Genomic DNA, 17,945 nt, shown 5'->3' on the forward strand with positions numbered 1-17,945 from the left:
TCACACACTAGGCAACCGCGGTAGCTCACGCAGCGCGTTTTTCCGGAAACGGCGCTGAGCTTGGCAGAAAGGGAGAATAAAATGTTTTATTTCTAGACCAAGCCGACCTAACTTTATAGACAATGTAGTCTATTGCGGGCCGACCAGACTTGCCCGAGGAGGAACTTTTATGCAGCGTGTCGCCATCATTGGAAAAGGTCCTGCCGCCCTATCCACCGTGGAAAGACTCCTAAGCGCCGGCATGTGCGTAGACCTCATCTCAGAAAAAACTGCACCGTTCGGTCTACTTCGCCGCTTCGCGGGGCTTGCCGGCGTGGTCGATGAGGCCGTGCCGCACGAGTGTGCACCGGGTACGACCCCGCGGCTGCGCCTACTGGGAAACGTACGCGTGGGAGTAGACGGCGATATCACCCATAACGAGGTCCACCAGCTGGCCACCCACGGGGACCGCGAGCTCATCGTCATGGAATTAAAGGCCCGCGGCATTCCCGTTACCACGTGGGAGGGGCTGTGCACGCCAATTACGGATTTTGAGGACTGGGCCAGCGTCATCGCCAGGGCACAATTGGCGCACGTCTTGGTCTAGGTTCGGCTACGAGGTCAGGTGCCTAAATATAAATACCGTTCGCCCCATCTGCGCCGACCAGATATGCTTGCAGGTTAATCCCTATTCTCCCTCGAAAGAAGCGCAGGTTTATGGATCTGGTCCGAATCCTCTTTACCCGCTCGGCACCCTATACGCCCTATGTCCTAGCGGTACTTATCCTGCAGGCGCTGTCCACCGCGGCCACCCTGTATCTGCCGTCCTTGAACGCCAAGATCATCGATGAGGGCGTGTCCAAGGGCGATATCGACTATATCTGGGACACCGGCGCAATCATGCTCATCGTAGCCTTTGTCCAGGTCATTACCGCCATCGGCGCGGTGTGGTGCGGCAGCCGCACGGCCATGGGCGTGGGCCGGGACCTGCGCAGCGAGGTCTTCCGCAAGGTCACCACGTTTTCCGCGGAAGATATGAGCGAGTTCGGCACGCCCACCCTTATTACCCGCGGCACCAATGACGTGCAGCAGGTGCAGATGGTCTACATGATGATGCTGAACTTCATGGTCACAGCGCCCATTATGTCCATCGGCGGCATCATCATGGCCATTCGCGAGGACGCCGGACTGTCCTGGTTGGTGTGGGTTTCTGTCGCGGTGCTGCTCGGCACCATCTCCGTCCTCATCGCGCGGCTCATGCCGCTTTTTCGTTCCATGCAGGACAAGCTGGACACCATCAACGGCACCCTGCGCGAGCAAATCACCGGCATCCGCGTCGTGCGCGCCTTTGTGCGCGAGGCCTATGAAACTGAGCGTTTTACCAAGGCCAATAAGGACATTACCCAGCTTTCGCTGAAAATCGGCCAGCTTTTTGTTCTCATGTTCCCGCTTATCACCGTCATCTTGAACGTGGCCACGGGCGCAGTGCTGTGGTTTGGCGGCCAACGCGTGGATGCCGGGCTTGTCGATGTCGGCGGGCTCACCGCCTTCCTGCAATACCTGCTGCAAATCCTCGCCGCCGTCATGATGGGCACGTTTATGGCGATGATGCTCCCGCGCGCCCTTGTGTGTGCCCGCCGCATCACCGGGGTTTTAAGCCACGAGCCGTCCATTACCCCGCCGAAAGATACCGTCACCCCGGAAACCATGTCCGGCACCGTAGAGTTTCGCAATGTCAGCTTCTCCTATGCCGGCGCGGATGCCCCGGTGCTAGAGGATGTTTCCTTTACCGCCACTCCCGGCACCACCACCGCGATCATCGGTTCTACCGGCGCGGGCAAGACCACGCTGCTGTCCCTCATCCCGCGCCTCTACGTCCCGAGCGAGGGCGAGGTGCTTATCGATGCCACCCCTACCACCTCCCTCTCCCGCCCGGACATCGTCAGCCGTGTCTCGCTGGTGCCGCAAAAGGCCTACTTGTTTAGCGGCACGGTGGCCTCCAACCTGCGCTTGGGCCGCCCCGAGGCCACCGACGATCAATTATGGGAGGCGCTGCGCGTGGCGCAGGCGGACTTCGTCGATGACCTGGACATGCCCATTGCACAGGGCGGCACCAATGTATCGGGCGGGCAGCGCCAGCGCCTATCCATTGCCCGCATGCTCGTGGCCCAGCCGCGCATTTACCTCTTTGATGATTCCTTCTCCGCGCTGGATGTGGTCACGGATGCCAATGTGCGCGCCGCCATGCACCAGTCCTTTACTCAGCGCGGCGAGGCCGTCACCACCATCATCGTGGCCCAGCGCGTGGCCTCCATCCAGGATGCCGATCAGATTTTGGTCATCGATAAAGGGCGCATCGTCGCCCGCGGCACCCACACTGAGCTACTGAAATCCTCAGAGGTGTACCAGGAAATCGTTGAATCCCAAGAAACCGCTGGAGTAGCTGGAGGAGAGCACTAATGGCCAAGGACACCACACACAACTCCTCCGCTGAGGACGCCGAGCTCCAGGAGCTTGAGGCCAAGGTCGCCGCCGATGAATGGTCCGGTTCCGCACCGCGTCAGGCCAAGAATTTTTGGCCTTCTGCCAAGCGCTTACTGCTGCTACTCATGCCCTATAAGCGCATGCTAGCGGTAGTGGCGGCGATGGACGTAGTCTGTGTTTTCCTCGCGGTCTTTGCCCCTAAAATCTTGGGCGATGCCATGGACGTCATCTTTTCTGGCGTCATCTCCCGCGAGCTGTCATCTGGCATCTCGGCGCAGCAGGCCATCGACGGTATGCGCGCCCAGGGCCAGGATCAGGTGGCCGATATGGCCTCCGGCATGGATTTCACTCCCGGCGAGGGCATCGACTTTACCCGCTTGGGTACGCTTATCATCGCGGTGATCGCGATGTACATCGTCTCTGCCGCCTTCGAACTCTGGCAGGGGCTCATCTTAAACCGCCTGACCATCGACACGGTCTACGAGCTGCGCAAGCGCGTGGAGGCCAAGGTGCATGCCCTGCCGTTAAATTACTTCGATTCCCACCAGCGCGGCGATATCCTCTCGCGCACCACCAATGACATCGACAATGTGCAACAGGCCCTCCAGCAGGCACTTTCCCAGCTGTTCTATAACATCCTGATGATCCTGGGCATCACCGTGATGATGTTTAGCATCTCTTGGCAACTTGCCCTGGTGGCACTCTTGGCGCTGCCGCTAACCGCGCTGATCATCGGGGTCATTGGCGGGCGCTCGCAGCGCCAATTTAAAACCCAGTGGCGCGCTACCGGCCAGCTCAATGGCCAAGTGGAAGAGTCCTTCTCCGGCCACGATCTGGGCATCGTCTTTGGCCGCACGGAGGATATGACGCGCCAATTTGATGAGCGCAATGACAAGCTCTTCCGCTCCTCTGCACTGGCGCAATTCCTCTCCGGCATCATGATGCCCATCATGCAGTTCGTGTCCTACCTGTCTTATGTGGCCATCGCTGTGCTTGGCGGCCTGCGCGTGGCCAACGGGCAGATGACCCTGGGCCAGGCCACCGCCTTTATCCAGTACTCCCGCGAATTTAACCAGCCGCTGGGCCAATTGGGCGGCATGATGCAACAGGTGCAATCCGGCGTGGCCTCTGCGGAGCGCGTCTTCGAATTCCTCGATGCGGAAGAGCAATCGCTGGAGGCTACCAGCGATGAGCTAGTAGGCCGCGCCCGCGGCCGCGTAGAGTTTCAGGACGTTGGCTTTTCCTATTCGCCGGAGAAGGAACTTATTACCGGGCTCAACCTACGCGTGGAGCCGGGGCAAACCGCGGCGATCGTGGGGCCCACCGGCGCGGGCAAGACCACCATGGTCAACCTGCTCATGCGCTTTTATGACATCGATTCAGGCCGCATTCTTATCGATGGCCACGAAACCGCCCACATGCCCCGCACCGCCCTGCGCTCCCAGGTGGGCATGGTGCTACAAGATGCCGTCCTCTTTGAGGGCACCATCATGGACAATATCCGCTACGGCCGGCTCGATGCCACGGACGATGAGGTTATCGCCGCGGCCAAGGCCACCTACGTCGATCGCTTCGTGCACTCCCTACCGGAGGGCTATGACACCGTTATCGACCAAGATGGCGGCGCCATCTCCGCCGGTGAGCGCCAGTTGATTACCATTGCTCGCGCCTTTTTGGCCCAGCCTGCGCTGCTCATCTTGGATGAGGCGACCTCGTCCGTGGATACCCGCACCGAGGTGCTTGTCCAGGAGGCCATGAATGCCCTGCGCGCCGAGCGCACCTCCTTCGTCATCGCCCACCGCCTATCCACCATCCGGGATGCTGATCTGATCTTGGTGATGGAAAACGGGGGCATCGTCGAGCAAGGTTCGCACGAAGAACTGCTGCGCGCCCAAGGCGCTTATTGGCGCCTGCACCAATCGCAGTTCAACGAGGCTTAAGGGAAGGAGCCGCTGCGTGGTTACTGCACGTTGAGCTGGACCTGCGGGGCGTGCAAATTAGCGCCCTGCAGGTTGACCAGCTCCATGGTGACATCTTGCAGCGAAATGTGCTCCATCAAAACGTTCGGGATAGGAGCATCGGGCACCACGTGCGGGTCAGGAACGCCCAATTGATCAAGCACCGCGTTGAGATCGCCGTTGGATAGATCGACGTTTACCGGAATGGTGGGGTGATCCACCACTGCAGGCGTTGTCTGCAGTCCAGTGGTCAGGACGGTGACCGGCCCGTCCGTGACGGTGGTTTCTACATCACCAGTGGTTAGCTTGCCTTGCCCCATAGCAGCGGGCAGGGTCAACGCGAGGTTACGCGCCGCCAACTTATCACCTACGAGTTTCAGTGCTCGTTGTTCACCTTGTGCGGTAGGCACAGTGATGAGCGAGGCGCTTACGTTTCCAGTCAGGGTGACATTATCAGCAGTCACCGTGCTGAGTTCAGATTGCGCTAAGGCCAAGCCTTCCTGCGCACGGGTTTCCTCAGGTTGGTTCACCGCACACACCGCTGTAAAAGCGCAGAGCACTGCGAGCGCACTACCTTTTACCACACGAGCGGAGCGACGACGCGGTAGCGAGCTCAGCCTGAATAGCTTCATGCTGAAACCGCCAGTTCTTTGGCCTGGGACTTTTTCTTCTTCTTGCGCTTCTTAGGAGACTTCTGGCGATCCTGTGGCTGCCAAGCAAATGCGAGCGCACCACCGATAATGCCCAAAAGGCTGCCTATAACGAAGCCACCCAGGTTGGTGGTGGGAAGCGCGACGATCGCTACCAAGATGGCTAAAACACCCAGGTAAGACGATGTCTCCTGCCTAAACCAAGATCCTAGGCCGAACATGATAAGTGCCGCACCAATAAGGAGCGTCGAAACGCCAGACACCGTGGAAATCATGACCAAAAGATCTGAAATGCGCACAGTAATATAGGCCGGCGCAGCGATGGCGATGCCGGACAAGATAAGCAACAAGCCACCCGCGAACGGACGACGCTTGCGCCAGTGTTTAAACCGCTTCCACCAGCTCTCTTTAGGGGCCACTCTGGTTACGGCTTTGTCATTCTTGTTATTCGCTGCGGAATCCTGCGGTTCATTAGCACCTTTGACCGCATCCGCTACCGACTGCGATGTGTTCTCTCCATCGCTTTCCGCCGTGGCCGTGGCTTCAGCACCAGCATCAGCGGTGTCCTCGGCCTTCGTCTCCGCAGCACTAGCGTGATCGGTGCCAACGGCGGCCTCACCAGCGGTATTTCCGGCCGACTCCTGGGAGGAATCTTGGGCGCTGCGTGCAGCTTCGCCGTTATCGGTATCGGTTTCGGTCACCGCAGGCATGCGCAAAGTCTCATCATCAGAAGACTTAGCAGCCATTGTTGCTTCCCCTCTTCACCGTCACATTCACACCAGAGGCAGCGAGCCTTTCTGCTCCCACCGAGGTCGTACGAATATCATCCGCGCTCAGGGTCACCTTCTGCGCGTACAATCCCCACGAACCTGGATCTGCCTTGTCATTGACCTGGCTGGCGTCGACACCCACGTTGGCGTTCGTCAGATCGAGCTGACCCTTAATGTCGGTAGCACCAACCAAGAGGTTTTCTACCTCCACACTGTCATCACCATTCGCACGGAGGGCGAAGGTGGTCTCGCCAATCCCTGGGACATCAGGAAGATTGGCAGACAGGCACAAGTTGGAAGCCACGGCGTGCTCAAACTTCAAGCGCGCGGCCGGGATGGTTTCCTCTCCCATCTTGTCCCTATCAACGAAGATCGACAATCCTTCGCCCTCTAGGTGGCTCATGTTCACCTTAAAGAAGGTTCCTGAAAGTGCGATATTAGCGGTCAAGCCACCTTGGGCTACCGCAAAACCTGTTACACCAAAAGCCGCAAGCCCGGCAGCCAGTGCGGTTGCAAACTTTGGAATACTAATCCTGCCCATGAAGGAACCTTTCTGTGGAATTGAAAAGGCGGGGTAGCAGCCTGTTTTAGCGGCATCCCCCGTCTACGGTGAATTTTCAGCCCACTCTTTACCGCGGCCAGAGGTACACAAGCCGACGATGAGTATTGGACCTACGCAATCCACTGATTAAATGAGCTTGAACACACGTTAACACTACCTGAGACACGTCACACAAATAGGGGTGCAATTAAATACGCCCGCAACAGTGTAGCCCAGGTCATATGTTTAATGAAGATTATCGCACCCCCTGCCGTTGTCAACTTCCGATCCCCCACTAAACCCGCAGCGCACATCGTTGCACCCCCAAATTTGTGCGCCATGTAATAGGTGCGCACCGGTGTGTGTTACGCTACACAACCATCAGATTTTATCGACTAAGGAGGGTCGAATTGTCCAACTCACTGAAACCCGAAAATGCACAGGCAAACGAAGAAAATACCCACATTGATTCCTCTCAGTCCGGAGCAGAAGAAGTAAACGCTCAGGACAAGAAGGAAGAAAAGCGCGAACTGCGCCGCGCTCCTTTGGGCCCGGATTCCCTGTTGTGGAAGTGGGGCTCGGATAACCGCCTGCAGCTGCTGCGCGGTTACACCGGCATTTTGCAGAATATGCACCCTGCGATTGGTCAGTCCCTTTTGGACCACTCGAAGTTCTTCGACGAACCTTTCGCCCGTCTGCAGCGCTCTACGCCGCAGATTATTCAGTCCATCTACGATGATGGGGACATCGGTGAGCGTATCCGCGACTACCACGTCACCATTAAGGGCACGCTGCAAAATGGCGAGCGTTACCACTCCCTGAACCCAGAGACCTACTACTGGGCACACGCTACCTTCGTCTACCGCGTTATCTACGCCCAAGATCTCTTCGGTACTCCGTTCACCAAGGAAGAGCGCGACCAGATCGTTCGCGAGGGCGTGACTTGGTGGGACAAGTACGGCATGTCTGAGCGTCCGGTCATTGATAACTACGATGACTTGATCAAGTACATGGATGACATGGCAGACACCGTGCTCGAGCGCAACCAGACCGTTGACTTCGCACTGCGCACCGCACGCGTAGAGCCGGTCAAGGCTCCGGAAGGCGTTCCAGAGGCCGTATGGAAGGTTATCTGGAAGCCCATTATGCGCAGCGCCATCTGGTTGACTGTGGCTACCCTGCCGCAGAAGTACCGCGACATCTTGGATCTGAAGTGGACCAAGCGCGACCAAAAGCGCTTCGACCGCATCGCCAAGTCCGTTCGCTTCATCATGGACCACCTCCCAGAGGACAAGCGCTACATGGAGCCTGGTCGTTCCTTGATGATCAAGAACGGCATGATTGAGGGCAAGTACAAGGAGCCGAAGAAGATCCAAGGCTACAACGCCGCCCAGGCTAAGGACTCTGCTGCCACCGCGGAATCTACCGACAAGCCGGATTCCGATGATGCAGTAGCCGCACGCCGTGCTGCCGGCTGCCCGTTCTAAAACACACCGGCTTCCCAATTGTTCGTGAGCTTTTTAGCTCACGAACCTTTTCATTGATCTTTCTGGAGCGTGCATTACATGTCTTTACCACGCCGTCTACAAGAACGGCCCTTGCCACAGCATTTACTGACTGAGCTACAACATCTCACCACTAACTACTCCACTGGTTCGCTGGATAAAGGCGAGCACCAAGCGGTCCATTCCCCCCTATTCGAAGAAAAATTAGGATGGGTTGGAGTAGGTTCCGAAGAAGACGTAGATGAGGCTTTCCGCCGTTCGCGTCAGGCCCAAAAGGCCTGGGCCGACACCGACGTTAAGCAGCGCGTAAAGGTAATGAAGCGCTTCCACCACCTCGTGGCTAAACACCGCGAGCTGCTGGCGGATTTCATCCAACTGGAAACCGGCAAGGACCGCACGGCCGCTTTTGATGAGGTACTCGATGTACTAAATAACGCGCGTTATTACTCAAATAATGCGCCAAAGCTACTGGCCACTCAGAAGCAGCCGGGCGCATTTCCGCTCATCACCAAAACTCACTTGCAGCGAGTTCCTAAGGGCGTTGTGGGGCAAATCAGCCCGTGGAACTACCCATTAGCATTGGGCATTTCCGATGCCGTTGCGGCACTACTTGCCGGCAATGGCGTTGTGGCCAAGCCCGACGGATCCACCCCATTTTCTAACCTGATTTCCCTCTACCTCTTGAAGGAAGCAGGACTGCCGAAGGATCTGCTGCAGATCGTCACCGGCTCCGGCCGAGTTGTCGGCTCCGCCATCTCCGAACGCTGCGATTACCTGATGTTTACCGGTTCCACCAAGACCGGCAAGATTTTGGGCACCACCGTAGGCGAGCGCCTCGTTGGATACTCCGCAGAACTGGGCGGCAAGAACCCAATGATCATCGCGCCGGATGCGGACATCGACAAGCATATTGACACCATCGCTACCGCCTGCTTTTCCAATTCAGGCCAGCTGTGCGTGTCGATTGAACGCATCTACGTGCCCGATGCCATCTTCGATCAATTCATTACCGCATTCCGCCGGGCAACCGAATCCATCAAACTTGGTTCCGGTTTGAACTGGGACTACACGATGGGTTCACTCATCGGCCAAAACCAATTGGATGTGGTGCAGCACTTCGTCGATGATGCGGTAGAAAAGGGTGCCACCGTTATTACCGGCGGCAAGCCCCGCCCGGATATCGGCCCCTACCACTTTGAGCCCACGGTTCTCACTGATTTGGGTGAAGGCACCGAGCTTGCAGAGCAAGAGGTCTTTGGCCCCGTGGTGTACGTGCAACGCGTGCGCGATGTTGAAGAGGCCATCGAGCAGGCAAATAAATTGCCCTACGGCCTGAACTCCTCTGTATTCGGCCAACCCGAAACCGCGCAGGGCATCGCCGAGAAAATCGATGCTGGCAGCGTGACCATCAATGATGGCTACGCCTCCACGTGGGCCTCGATTTCCACCCCGCTGGGTGGCGTCAAGGAGTCCGGCGTTGGCCGCCGCCATGGCCACGAGGGGCTGACCAAATATACGGAAGCGAAGAATATTTCCTCGCAAAGGATCATGCCGATGCGCGGGCCAAGTTGGCTTCCCAATAAGTATTACGGCACCCTGCTGAGCTCCGCGTTGCGCTTAGGAAAGGCCTTGCGCTTCCTCCCCTAAGCACTGCGCAGCATAACCAGCCAGCTTTTAAATCCAGTAATCCACTTCACAATTGTTGGGGATATGTGTACTATCACAACATATCCACAAATTGTGTTCTCTCTGAGTACATAAATTGCCAATACACAGCGGCCGGTAAGTGCCCTGTGAAACTCGAAAGGAACAGTATGTTCAAGCCATATCGCCGACCGACCGTCGCAGTCGTCGGTGCCGGAGTAGCCGGATGCGCCGCGGCTTCTGAATGCGCATTCTCTGGATTCGACACCGTTCTTTTTGAACAAGAACCACACATCGGCGGTCACTTCAATTCCGCTGATGCCACCGAGGTCTCCCGGAAGTACCACTTCCGCACCCCGTACCTCCGCCTCACGAAAACTGACGGCTCGCCAGCTTCTGTAGTACGCCACCTTGAAGAGGCTGTTGCTGCCAGTGGCGCCGAGTTCCGCGGTTCCACCGCCGTTACTGGTGCCGAATTCGACCGCGCAGAAGGCAAATGGGAAATCTCCTACCTCGGTGATTCCGGTCAGGAAACCCAAGCTTTCGATGTGTTGATTCGCGCCACCGGCGAGGAATCCCCGTGGATTTCCGTTCCGGGACGGTCAAAGGCCAGCGTCGATGACATGTACCTGCACCACGGTGTAGAGGTATTTGGGCTGCCTAATGCCCTCTTTGTTGACGGCCCTACCCCGCGCGACTCTTACCTCAAGCGTCGCCCACTGGCTGTCATCGAAGCCCGCGCCGATCACTGCCGCCGTTACGTCCGCCAGCTAGAGATTCGTGGACCAGGAGAACTAACCGTCAAGCACGATAAGTGGTTGGTTCAGCCCGGTACCGTACGCGGAATCCGCGAAGTGCTCGCAGGGTTCGATGCACCGGCCCACGATTTCAAGCGAGCATCCAACTACGCCCCTGAGTCCGCCTCGTCCGAACGCCAGAATCAACAAAAGTCCGCTACTGCCCTTAAGGAGGCATAATGACTACTCTGAGCAATCCTGAAAGCACTGTAAACGACAAGCACGCCCAACCTGCAGATAACAACACCGATAACCTGCCTGAGCTGGGTCCAGATTCCATCCTGTGGCAACGCTTTGGTGACTGGCGCTCCGCATTCGTCGCACTGTCTGCTGGTCTTTTGCAGATTGCCCAGCGTGACGTCAGCCGGTCCTTGGTGCAGCACTCGAACGTTTTCGATAACGAGGTTGCACGCTTGGTTCGCTCCGCCTTCCCGATCATCCGCACGATCTATGAAGGCCCTGAAGTTGGCGTCATGATTCGTGACTTCCACAAGGACATCAAGGGCACCCACCCAGATGGAAGCCGCTACCACCCGCTGAACCCGGATGTGTACTACTGGGCACACGCCACCTTCGCTGCAATGCCGTACCAGCTGGCCGGCAACTTCATGGATCCTCTGACCCCAGAGGAGCGCGAGCAGCTCTTCCAGGAGACCCGTACCTGGTACACCTTCTACGAGGTTGCAGAGCCCGACGATGCGCCAAAGACGTACGCTGAGTTTGAAGAGTACGTAGACAACATGATCGATACCCTCGATATCAGCGAAACCATCGAGCGCTCCCGCATCATCAACGGCCTTACCCTCGACACCCCAGATCCCAAGGTGCCCAACTGGCTGTGGAAGCCCATTGCACCTTACGCATCTCGTCTGCTGTTGTGGGTTGCTATCGGCATGATTCCGGACAAGCTGCGCAACAAGCTTGGCTGGGAGTGGACCAAGAAGGATGAGCGCAAGCTCAAGATCTTCTCCCGTGCCGTCCGTGGAGTCTTCTCCGTCCTCCCGCGTAAGGCACGTATGGTTCCTATCGCTACCCGCGCCTTTGAGAAGGCGGAAGCTGAAGGCGGCTTCCACTACTAAGGCCAATATCCCTTCACTCATAGTTACTGAATACTGACTCCCACGATGACGCCTTGAGGCTTTAAGGTAGATAACAACGTGGAGCATCAGTAGTGAAGGAGCACGAATGACAACCGTGTCCGGTTGGATTGCTATAGCCACATCGATTCCGGTGTGGCTATACTTTTTCGCCCGCATAGGCGCGCTCATTAAGTTCATCCGCTCGGGCGGACCAACCCAACTAGAGCGCACCAATAGCCCTCTAAAACGCCTCGGGCGCGTGCTGGTAGAGGTCTTCGGCCACACCCACTTCAAGGGAAAGCCATTGGTCAATGCCGCTCACTGGGCGGTCATGGTGGGCTTTTTATTCGGCATCCTGGTGTGGTTTGAGGCCTATATCCAAACCTTCGCCCCGGATAAAGGGTGGCCTGGCTTAAGCACCTGGCCGGTGTATCACTTTGTAGAAGAAATACTCGGCATCGGCACGTTGCTGGGCATCTGCTTCCTCATCGGAGTGCGCCTGAAACTAGGCGATACCGAGCGCGGCAGCCGCTTTTTCAACTCCCAAACGGCGGCGGCCCGGTGGGTAGAGGCCATTGTATTCATCGAGGGCCTCAGCATGCTCTTGGTCAAAGCTTCCAAGATCGCGGCCTTTGGTGGCGGTTCCGCAGTCGCGGATTTCTTGACCGTTCACTTAGCTAAGGCACTGCCTGAGTCCCCGGCACTGGTCAGCTTCTTCGCCTTGGTCAAGCTGCTATCCGGGCTCCTCTTCATCTTCTTTATTGCCCGCAATTTCCAGTGGGGTGTCATGTGGCACCGCTTCATGGCGTTTTTCAATATCTTTTTCCAGCGCAATACCTCTGGGGATAAGGCGCTTAAATCCCTGCCCACCCCGGACTTGGAAGAAGACATCACCCCTGGCAGCTGGAAGTTGCTGCTGGATTCAACCGCGTGCACTGAATGCGGCCGCTGCCAAGAGCTGTGCCCGGCTTGGAATACCGATAAGCCGCTCAGCCCCAAAAAGGTCATGATGGACTTGCGCCAAGGTGCGCTAGATAATTACAGCCCGCACGAGGGCCTCGATGTGCTCTCGATGGCTGGTGTCATCGACGATGACGTCCTGTGGTCCTGCACCAACTGCGGGGCCTGCGTGGATCAATGCCCCACTGATATCGAGCACATCGACCATATTGCAGACCTGCGCCGCTTCAAGGTCTTGGCGGAATCCGATTTCCCCTCAGAGCTCACCGGCCTATTTAAGAACATGGAAACCAAGGGCAACCCCTGGGGCCGCAATAATTCCGAGCGCCGCGCTTGGATTGATGAGGCGCGTGCCGATGGCATCGAGGTACCCATCATTGGCGAGGACGCCGCGGATTTCTCCGATATGGAATACCTCCTCTGGGTCGGCTGCGCCGGTGCCTATGATGACAATGGTCGCCGCACCACCCGCGCCGTCGTGGATCTTCTCCACACCGCCGGCGTGAAATTCGGTGTGCTTTCTACCGGCGAGACCTGCACCGGCGATCCCGCTCGCCGCGCCGGCAATGAGTTCTTGTTCCAAATGATGGCGCAACAAAACGTGGAAACCCTCAACAACGCTTTTGAGGGCGTGCCGGAAGGCCAGCGGAAAATCATCACGACCTGCCCGCACTGCTTTAATACCATCCGCAATGAGTACCCGGACTTCGACGGGCATTTCGATGTCTTCCACCACACGCAGCTACTCAACCGACTAGTACGCGAGAAGCTGCTGCAGCCGGTTCCGCGCACCCCAGAAAACCGCAAGCCCATCACCTATCACGATCCGTGCTTCTTGGGCCGGCACAATAAGGTCTTCGATCCCCCGCGCGAGCTTCTCGAGGCCACCGGCGTAGAACTGCGCGAGATGGACAAGTCCCGCAATGAGGCCTTTTGCTGCGGCGCCGGCGGCGCGCGCATGTTCATGGAAGAAAAGTTGGGTTCTCGCATCAATGAGTTCCGCACGGAGCAGGCACTAGAGACCGGCGCCGAGGAAATCGCCACTGGCTGCCCATTCTGCAATGTCATGATGACCGGCGGCGTGAAGTCTTTGGCCGCCGAGTCCACCCCCACCACCCAGGTCAACGACGTGGCCACCATGCTGCGCAATTCCATTTCCCTGGATGACAAGGGCACCCTTCCAGAGCCTCTCCCCAAGGCGTTCTTGGCCACCCCAGTGCGCCACCGTGCGGCCTCAGCTACCACCACCGCTGAATCCCCCAAGGCACCCACGCCTGCCGATGCCCCCTCCTCCAGCAATACCCCCACCGCTGCCACTCCACCTGCTACACCCTCCGCGCCTTCTGCTCCTTCGGCATCGGCAGCTCCAGCCGCGCCTTCGGCACCGGCGGCCCCCAAGGCTCCTTCGGCACCCAACGCACCCAGCTCACCGAGCGCGCCGCAATCCACTAATGCACCGTCGGCGCCTACTCCACCTTCTGCACCGAGTGCCCCCTCCGCGCCCAGCGCGCCAGCCCCACCGGGTGCTCCCACGCCGCCAAAGGCTCCTAAGGCCCCTGCGGCTCCGGGTTCTTCTTCGGCACCTAGCGTCCCGGCGGCGCCGAAGGCTCCGGCAGCACCAAGTGCCCCGGCAGCTCCAGGTGCCCCGACTCCGCCGGCTGCTCCAAATGCGAAAGCACCCGCGGCACCCCAACCGCCTAGGGCCCCGCAGCCACCCGCTGCATCGCAAGCACCAGCTGCGCCGGAACCACCTGCAGCTCCACAACCGCCAAAGGATCCGCAAGCTGCCAAGGCACCACAGGCTCCGGCAGCGCCAAAGCCACCGCAGGCTGACAAAAAACCCGAGGCAGCTGCGCCGCCAGCCCCGCCGGCTCCACCGGCATCGTCCGCGCCGTCCGCGCCATCCACTCCGCCTGCACCACCGGCGCCATCGGCAAGCGCAGAGCCTCCCAAGGCCCCCAAGCCACCGGAACCGCCGAAGCCACCCACGCCGCCGAAGGACACGAATACCGAGTAGGCATGTGCAGGGATGAGTGCGTACGCTGTGATCCATGCATTTAGATGTGGGATGGGCTGCGGATACTGTTGTTCTCGCAGCGGGTGCGACGGAAAACACCACTAGCCTCGTTTCCTTTGCCTGGATCATGTTAGCGGCGCTGTTGGCGCCCATAGTGTCGTTCATGTTGGGCAACCGGCTGCCGGCCGTTGCCCTTTTGATCATCTTTGGCATGGTCATCGGCCCATCGCTTTTGGATGTCGCGCATGAGGATGCCGGCATCAGCATGCTGAAAGAGCTGGGCGTTGGTGCGCTCTTCTTGCTCGCCGGTTTTGAAATCGAGATTTCTACGCTCAAGACCAAAGAGGCGGGAACCGCGCTGTCCACCTGGCTTATCTGCCTCGTGGCTTGCGGCATCGGTGCGTACTTCTTGGTCGATAACGTCCCAGGTGCCATCGTGGTGGCGCTGGCGCTGACGTCCACGGCACTGGGAACGCTGCAACCCATGTTGAAGCAGGACCGTGTGCTCGAGACCAAAGTGGGCAAATCGGTCATGATTCACGGCGCTATTGGTGAGGTCGCCCCCATTACCGCGATGGCGCTGCTGCTGAGCACGCGCTCCACGTGGACCACGCTGCTAATTATGCTTGCGTTCATCGGCATCTCCGTGGCCGTCGCCATCATGCCGGCGGCCATTGCCACGACGATTCCGTGGGTTAAAGCGGCGTTTATCTCCGGTGCGGGGTCTACCAACCAGACCATTCTGCGCCTTATCATCCTGATCCTTGCCACCCTCATGGCCGTCACGGCGGTCTTTGAGCTCGACATCGTGCTGGGCGCCTTCGCCGCCGGCATCATCTTGAACCGCATCATTCCGGATGAATTCCATCGACGGCTAGAACACCGCCTCGATGTGGTCTTTCACTCCATGCTCATCCCGGTCTTCTTCGTGGTCTCCGGCATGACGATTAACTGGGATACCATCGCTAATAACCCGGGGAAGGTACTGGGCATCCCGGCGCTTATTCTCGTCACCCGCGGCCTGCCGGTATTCCTGCGCGAAAATGTGGGCCACACCGGCTCCGAAATTGAAACGGTGCGCGAACGCCTCCAGGTCAGCCTGTACACGGCGACCGGCCTGCCGATCATCGTAGCCGTGACGTCGCTGGCCGTTAATTCGGAATTGATGAAGCAAGAAACCGCATCCATCTTCGTCGCCGGTGGCGCATTGACCGTTGCCATCTTCCCGTTCTTGGCCAACCTGGTGGGAAGGAAGAACTCCAAGACGGTTGATGAATCCGATCCAAAGAAAAAATCGGATTCTAACGAGGACGACAAAGAAGATGAGTCGCAAGAGCTCTAGCCTGTGTACCCCGCACTAGAAGCTATGCCCTGCCACCGTGGCAGGGCATATTCTTTTTGAATCAGGTTGTCTATTATGGTGACTGTGACTAATAGCTACGGATCCTCCCCCTATGACCGGACACTGCGTCTATCTGATTCAGAGCGCAACGATGCCCTGACGGATCTAGCCCGCGCAGTGGGCGAAGGCCGCTTATCTATGACCGAGTTTGAGGAGCGCTCCGATAGCGTCATGCAGGCCGTCACCCACAAGGACTTGGCGCCAATTTTCAGTGATATCCCTGCGACCGGATCGCAAGAGGCAAAAATCTACTCCCAGGGCGATGTGGAGCGCGCCTTTAATGCCGCGAAAAAGCCCCGCATCGCTACCGCGCTGACCAGCTCGGTGGTTCTGCTCGCGGCATCGCCTACTCTTGTCATGCTCAGCGCCACCATGAATAGCCCCTGGTTGCTAGCGGGCGGTGCCGTAGCCGCAGCGCTCATTCCCATCGTGTGGATCCTCTTGTACGTGGCCAAGGTGGGCCCGCAATCGTGGCATGCCCCCTCGGTGCGGCAGATTGAGCGCCAACAACAGCGCGAAATCCGTGCACTGACGGCACACGAGCGGGCGCACCAAAAAGAATTAGAGAAGAAAATGTGGGCCGAGCGCCGCCAGCAGGCCGGTGAAATTACTGGTCAAGCTATGGAAATGGCGAAGAAGCAAATCAGCAAGTGGAATAAAAAATAGCACTGAGTTGCGCTGCAATCCTTCTTAGCGCTGTGAAAGATGGCACAATATGGCCATGACTTCTCCCACACCCCGCATCTTTGACCAGTCCGAAAAATTAAAGGGCATCGCTTACGATATTCGCGGTGAGGTCTCAGCGGAAGCGGAGAGAATGGAGCTGGACGGCCACACCATCCTCAAGCTCAATACCGGCAACCCCGCCGTCTTTGGCTTCGATGCACCCGATGTCATCATGCGCGATATGATCAGCGCCTTGCCCACCTCCCAGGGCTATTCCACCTCTAAAGGCATTACCTCGGCCCGGAGGTCCATCGTCACGCGCTATGAGCTCGAGGACTTCCCGCATTTTGATATCAACGATGTCTTCTTGGGCAATGGCGTATCAGAACTTATCACCATGACCACCCAGGCGCTGCTCAATAATGGCGATGAGATCCTTATCCCGGCGCCCGATTACCCACTGTGGACGGCGGCAACCTCGCTGGCCGGTGGCACCCCGGTGCACTACCTGTGCGATGAGGAAGACGAGTGGAACCCGTCCATCGAGGATATTAGGTCCAAGGTCACCGAAAAGACCAAGGCCATTGTGGTCATCAACCCCAATAACCCAACGGGTGCGGTGTATTCGCGCGAGGTCCTGCAGCAGATCGTGGACATCGCCAGGGAGCACAACCTGCTGATTTTGGCCGATGAGATTTATGACCGCATCCTTTATGACGATGCGAAGCATATCTCCATCGCCTCGCTGGCCCCCGATCTTTTGACCTTTACCTTTAATGGCCTATCCAAGGCCTACCGCGTCTGTGGTTACCGCGCAGGCTGGATGGTTATTACGGGCCCGAAGCATAATGCGCACGGGCTTATCGAGGGCCTCGAATTGCTGGCAGGTACCCGCCTGTGCCCGAATGTCCCCGCCCAACACGCCATCCAGGGGGCGCTGGGCGGGCGCCAATCCATCTACGAGCTCACCGGGGCTGGGGGACGATTGCTGCGCCAGCGCGATATCGCCTACGACAAGATCAATGAGATTCCGGGTGTTTCCGCGGTAAAGCCCAAGGGCGCGCTGTACCTCTTCCCGCGCCTGGATCCCAATGTCTATGAGATTCACGATGATTCCAAACTCATGTTGGACATCCTCAAGGCGGAAAAGATCCTCATGGTCCAAGGCACCGGCTTCAACTGGCCGCACCCGGATCACTTCCGCGTGGTCACGCTGCCTTGGGCCTCCCAATTAGAAAACGCCATCGAACGCTTGGGCAATTTCTTAGTAAGCTACCGCCAATAGCACCCCAGCAGACGATTGGTAATTGCAGTAATAATCGTTGACAATACATCGTATGGGACGACATTCCTCGGTTTCTAATTCGACGACGGGCGCCGCTTCGCGGCATCGGCAAGCGCAGGGTCGATCGGAGTCCAGCGGGCACGCGCAGGGCCGGTCGAGGTTACAACGCCTAAAGCCACGTCAGTTGGCGCACTCGGTATCCGGTCAC

The 17,945-nt window shown here is 58.1% G+C and carries 14 protein-coding genes; 11 read left to right on the forward strand and 3 right to left on the reverse strand.

Going from position 1 to position 17,945, the window contains the following annotated elements; all coding sequences use genetic code 11:
• Nucleotides 1–169: 169 nt before the first annotated feature.
• From MHX65_RS05895 to MHX65_RS05905, 3 genes are all read left to right on the forward strand, one after another.
• Nucleotides 170–586, forward strand: coding sequence for a methylenetetrahydrofolate--tRNA-(uracil-5-)-methyltransferase (locus tag MHX65_RS05895; protein WP_239269254.1), 417 nt, complete (start codon nucleotides 170–172; stop codon nucleotides 584–586).
• 110 nt (nucleotides 587–696) lie between these two features.
• Entirely contained in the window at nucleotides 697–2,439 is a 1,743-nt protein-coding gene (locus MHX65_RS05900; protein ID WP_239269255.1) for an ABC transporter ATP-binding protein, read from the forward strand.
• On the forward strand, nucleotides 2,439–4,403 hold the full coding sequence (locus tag MHX65_RS05905) for an ABC transporter ATP-binding protein (RefSeq protein ID WP_239269256.1): 1,965 nt from the start codon (nucleotides 2,439–2,441) through the stop codon (nucleotides 4,401–4,403). The genes MHX65_RS05900 and MHX65_RS05905 overlap by 1 nt, the downstream gene beginning before the upstream one ends.
• Before the next feature lie 20 nt (nucleotides 4,404–4,423).
• Here MHX65_RS05905 and MHX65_RS05910 read toward each other — a convergent pair whose 3' ends face one another.
• The 3 genes from MHX65_RS05910 to MHX65_RS05920 all read right to left on the reverse strand — a co-directional run bounded on the left by MHX65_RS05910 (nucleotide 4,424) and on the right by MHX65_RS05920 (nucleotide 6,244).
• Nucleotides 4,424–4,951 carry a hypothetical protein gene (locus tag MHX65_RS05910; protein WP_239269257.1) on the reverse strand — a complete coding sequence of 176 codons (528 nt, stop codon included), beginning with the start codon at nucleotides 4,949–4,951 and terminating at the stop codon, nucleotides 4,424–4,426.
• 98 nt (nucleotides 4,952–5,049) lie between these two features.
• Nucleotides 5,050–5,817, reverse strand: coding sequence for a DUF6114 domain-containing protein (locus MHX65_RS05915; protein WP_239269258.1), 768 nt, complete (start codon nucleotides 5,815–5,817; stop codon nucleotides 5,050–5,052).
• Nucleotides 5,807–6,244: a DUF6230 family protein gene (locus MHX65_RS05920; RefSeq protein ID WP_239269259.1), complete on the reverse strand. Its 438-nt coding sequence runs from the start codon at nucleotides 6,242–6,244 to the stop codon at nucleotides 5,807–5,809. Before MHX65_RS05920 ends, MHX65_RS05915 begins: the two co-directional genes overlap by 11 nt.
• 548 nt (nucleotides 6,245–6,792) lie before the next feature.
• Here MHX65_RS05920 and MHX65_RS05925 point away from each other — a divergent pair.
• The 8 genes from MHX65_RS05925 to MHX65_RS05960 all read left to right on the forward strand — a co-directional run bounded on the left by MHX65_RS05925 (nucleotide 6,793) and on the right by MHX65_RS05960 (nucleotide 17,737).
• Nucleotides 6,793–7,869, forward strand: a complete 1,077-nt coding sequence (locus tag MHX65_RS05925) for an oxygenase MpaB family protein (RefSeq protein ID WP_239269260.1) — start codon at nucleotides 6,793–6,795, stop codon at nucleotides 7,867–7,869.
• A 78-nt stretch (nucleotides 7,870–7,947) separates the two neighbouring features.
• Entirely contained in the window at nucleotides 7,948–9,534 is a 1,587-nt protein-coding gene (locus MHX65_RS05930; protein WP_239269261.1) for a succinic semialdehyde dehydrogenase, read from the forward strand.
• 167 nt (nucleotides 9,535–9,701) lie between these two features.
• Nucleotides 9,702–10,508 carry an NAD(P)-binding protein gene (locus MHX65_RS05935; protein ID WP_239269262.1) on the forward strand — a complete coding sequence of 269 codons (807 nt, stop codon included), beginning with the start codon at nucleotides 9,702–9,704 and terminating at the stop codon, nucleotides 10,506–10,508.
• Entirely contained in the window at nucleotides 10,508–11,407 is a 900-nt protein-coding gene (locus tag MHX65_RS05940) for an oxygenase MpaB family protein (protein ID WP_239269263.1), read from the forward strand. The genes MHX65_RS05935 and MHX65_RS05940 overlap by 1 nt, the downstream gene beginning before the upstream one ends.
• A 106-nt stretch (nucleotides 11,408–11,513) precedes the next feature.
• Nucleotides 11,514–14,384 (forward strand): (Fe-S)-binding protein, encoded by a 2,871-nt coding sequence (locus tag MHX65_RS05945; protein ID WP_239269264.1) that lies wholly within the window; start codon nucleotides 11,514–11,516, stop codon nucleotides 14,382–14,384.
• Nucleotides 14,385–14,418: 34 nt separating this feature from the next.
• Nucleotides 14,419–15,726, forward strand: coding sequence for a cation:proton antiporter (locus MHX65_RS05950; RefSeq protein ID WP_239269265.1), 1,308 nt, complete (start codon nucleotides 14,419–14,421; stop codon nucleotides 15,724–15,726).
• Nucleotides 15,727–15,801: 75 nt separating this feature from the next.
• The gene (locus MHX65_RS05955; protein ID WP_239269266.1) at nucleotides 15,802–16,452 is read left to right on the forward strand and encodes a DUF1707 SHOCT-like domain-containing protein; all 651 of its coding nucleotides are present in this window, start codon (nucleotides 15,802–15,804) and stop codon (nucleotides 16,450–16,452) included.
• Between the two features lie 55 nt (nucleotides 16,453–16,507).
• Nucleotides 16,508–17,737: a pyridoxal phosphate-dependent aminotransferase gene (locus MHX65_RS05960; protein WP_239269267.1), complete on the forward strand. Its 1,230-nt coding sequence runs from the start codon at nucleotides 16,508–16,510 to the stop codon at nucleotides 17,735–17,737.
• Nucleotides 17,738–17,945: the final 208 nt, after the last annotated feature.

The sequence above is a fragment of the Corynebacterium sp. ACRPS genome, from assembly GCF_022346005.1.
GTDB lineage: Bacteria > Actinomycetota > Actinomycetes > Mycobacteriales > Mycobacteriaceae > Corynebacterium.